This window comes from Pedobacter sp. 01N416 (assembly GCF_056399685.1).
Genome location: NZ_JBFTRT010000525.1, coordinates 1 through 3544, shown reverse-complemented (window position 1 = coordinate 3544; position 3544 = coordinate 1). Strand labels below are relative to the sequence as shown.

3 protein-coding genes are annotated in these 3544 nt (G+C 36.9%); all 3 read right to left on the bottom strand.

Annotated features, from left to right (window positions below; translation table 11 throughout):
- The coding region (locus AC1DND_RS22870; protein ID WP_477584899.1) for a DEAD/DEAH box helicase family protein at positions 1-1384 on the bottom strand (1384 nt) is incomplete at its 3' end.
- A gap of 240 nt (positions 1385-1624) precedes the next feature.
- The gene (locus tag AC1DND_RS22865; RefSeq protein WP_477584898.1) at positions 1625-2116 is read right to left on the bottom strand and encodes a hypothetical protein; all 492 of its coding nucleotides are present in this window, start codon (positions 2114-2116) and stop codon (positions 1625-1627) included.
- Entirely contained in the window at positions 2113-2946 is an 834-nt protein-coding gene (locus AC1DND_RS22860; protein ID WP_477584897.1) for a hypothetical protein, read from the bottom strand. Before AC1DND_RS22860 ends, AC1DND_RS22865 begins: the two co-directional genes overlap by 4 nt.
- Positions 2947-3544: the final 598 nt, after the last annotated feature.

The following is a 3544-nucleotide window of genomic DNA, read 5'->3' as shown; positions in this document are numbered from 1 at the left end:
ATGTTGCTGGTGTGTCCTGATATTTCCAGGCATGGAAATCAACCCGTGTAAATTTTTTCTTAGACTCAAGGTTTTTCCAGATCAGGTCCATTAGGAAAGTCTTTCCGCGACCCCATGTCCCAAAAATTCCGATCATGGATCCCTGTTCCCCAGGTATAATATCGATAATGTCACTTAACTCACTGGCCAGTTCATCCACTGCGAGTACAGCCTCGATGTCCTTTTTATCCCTAAACTTGATTTCAGTTTCAGATACATACTTTCTTTCTAAGCTCAGCTCTGAATATTGTGGTATAGAATCCTCATCGTCAAAAATTTGTTTGAAGATGAGGTCAAGCCCGACGTAATCAAACAGGTTTACATAAAGTTTGCCAGGAAAAGGTTGCTGCGCAAAGGCAAGCGTACGTTTTAATACTGAAGGGGAGAGGTAGTTCTTCAAAGCAACTACATTTCGCAAGCAACGAATATTGCCTATTGCTGATGCAAGTTCTACAGTGATTAGGACCTGGGGAAATTTTTCGTTGTTAAAATCTTTGATCAGTTGGTTTACTTCCCCAGCATTTTGGCGGGCATGTATCAGTGTAGTAAAGGCACTGTTTCCATTTGCCCTAATTAATGCCTGTGAGATGCGAGTAGCATATTCATCTGTGGGAACAGTAATGAGTGTCTTCTCATCCTGAATTCTTAGTAAGATATCTTCGCACAGCATTTCGAGGTATGACTCATATTGATCTTCACTTACTGTATTAGTCTCCTGTTCTGTAAGATTCAAATTACCTACTAAACGGTTATGGGTATGTGCATGACTTTCGGCCATTTCCATCTTAATCTTGGATATATGGAGCGCAGTGAGCTTACCATCTTGGATAGCATCACGGGTGGTATATTTAAAGCTCAGTGCACCAAAATATACTGACGGCTGCTCGCTACTTGTAAAAGCAACAAGCATTGAATTATTAAAAAACTCTAATGTTGCATTCATCCGCTTTGAGGCGGGATCATAGTCTAAAAAGAATATAAGGGGAAAATGTTTTGCATTACTCTTAAAATCTTTGTATTTGGTGTCAAATAACTCGGTCTCAGTTAGGATCAGTAGTTTTTCTTTCTCATCGGGACCAAGTGTTTCAGTAGTAGACAGCTCTTGATTTAATGAGAGATGATTTTTGAAATACTCCTTTAGGTACGTTGCCGGACAAATTACTAAAATATGGTCTTTTTGTTCTAGCTTTGGCAAGTATTCATGTACAATAATAGATGAGATCTTACTTGCCCCGGTACCTGGCGGCATAGAGATTAAAGTCCGTTTTTCCTGGTTTTTAATCCGGTCCTGTATCGTTTGTAGGATATCGAGCTGATTGGGATTGAGGTGTCCTCTACTGATCATGAGCATAAATTTAAAATGCAAAAATAACTAATTCCTAAAGCTATTCATCGATTGATTAGTGATTACGGCTTTTTTATGATCCATATGAAATGGACAATTTTTTTCAATGGAATAATGCTGTTTTTCGCAAAGGATTGAATGTCAAAAGAGCAGTGGCCATTAAATTGAAGTGCCGCGTGTGATTACAGTATATTTATCATAAAAAATAAAAGCCTAATGATTGATTCTGCTTTCAAATTATTAGCCCTGTTTTTGTAGCTTGATGATGTTTGTTAAAATTAAGAGACTACGCCAGAGCGTTGTCGCGATTATGATGAGTCCCACTACGTTTGCGAAGAATATGTATTTTGTTAATGTTTCTGTCAAAAAGAGCTTTAGAACGAATCCTAAAATTGCAACAAATATTAACGATTTTATACAGCCTTTTAACAAAGTGGTTGTTCGGTAATACAGGCCTGTAGAAAAGAAAAGGTCAAATAAAGGTATATCGCCTTCTTGACCATTTGGAATTCTTGCTCCGGTTTTAAATGTGATTAATACGGTTAGCAAAGTAAGGACAAATCCGCCTAAGGTTAGCGCGATGGTTGCCAAGTCGGTTGTGGTCGAAATACTTACCTCGGCTTTGGGTATTGTAATAAGTTGACGTATATATAAAACATAAAGTATCCCCGTTATAATACAGCAGAATAGGTAATCATATAGTATCGGTCGCCTAAAATAAATGTCGATCATGATTCAAATTTTTTCATAAACTCGTCAAAATCACCTTCGATTTTTTCGAACCATTCCTTAGAAGTCAAATGAGCATCAGGTTCGATTTCTACTGATATTTCTTTCTTCCCTTTCATTAAATTGAAGGTGGCATCTTCACCATCTTTGTTGACATATTTCAACTCAAACTCCTCGAAATGATCAATATGGTAAGGTTTTTTCCTGAACTTATCTAATAACGCGGTCATCATCGTATTGGCACCTTTATTCAGCTCTACACTTTTTACTTTTGAACCAGGGGTCTGGAACATCGCTTCTATACGTATAAAATTTGGCTTGAGTTTTTGCCCTAAATTAGCAAATTCTGTGATATATCCCTTAATATCATCATCCATCTGGGGAATATTTTGCGGTTTTAACTTGATTTCAAAATTTAGGACGTTGTGAAGTTCTTCAATTGTTTTGTCAATTGGCACGTCCATAAATGTCGTGGTTGTTGTTGCTTTTGCGAGTCTCAAAACTTCGTGTGCAATATTCCGGAAATAATATTCTATATCTGACAACCTAGGGCCATTGTGGTTGTATTCAACACACATTATTGCGGGGTTACGGCTATAATCAATAAAGAAATTTGTTACTTCTGCAATTGATCCGGATGCTTTATTGAATGGTACGAGTTCGTAAGTATCCAAAGGTTTTACCATTAGATTTTTCCCTGCCCTGAGTAGTGCTATGGAACACCTGATCTTTTTAGTCTTCGGGATTCTATAGGTAACATTCATGAAAAGTTCCCTTTTGTCGCCGTCCTGGCGGTTTTTGTTTTTGTCTACCAGGAACGCTTTGTTTTCCAAGCGCTCTTTGTTGAGGAATGTTATTAATTTAATAAGGATATCATTTGAATTGTCTTGGATATTTGCGAAGGGTGTAAATTTGAGGGTGTGCAAATAAAACCTTATGGTATGGCTATTCGAACTCGGAATTGTGTTTTCTGACATGATAAAGCGTTAGTTTCCAGCTAATCTGCTGTTAAAATTCCGCATAAGCAAATCTATAATGGTTAATACCCATAGATGAGTATATGTAAATACTAACAATATTGGATTACTCAGCTAGATTCATAATTCAATATCTCTGTTTTCTCAAACCTTTAAAAAGAGTTCTCCTAGATCAGCCATTTTGTATCCACAATCATACTTGGCATTTATTTGATGCTAATTGTTGTTGGGGTCTCTATTTCCTCGACGCTAGGACCAATCAGTTTGCCAAGAAATTCCTTTACAAGGTTCAGCCCCTTTTCAATAGTTGATGATTTGATATTAAAATCGTTCGACATTCATATCCGTTTTATATTGTGATAATTCTATTCCATTTCACTTCTGGATTATTTTGGATGATTTCAATAAATACGCCAAAAGCTTTCTCAAACCATTTTTCTATATCCTGTTCCAT

Coding starts and splice junctions, on each gene's coding strand:
- AC1DND_RS22865 (WP_477584898.1), bottom strand. CDS start 2,116: ATGATCGACATTTATTTTAGGCGACCGATACTATATGATTACCTATTC.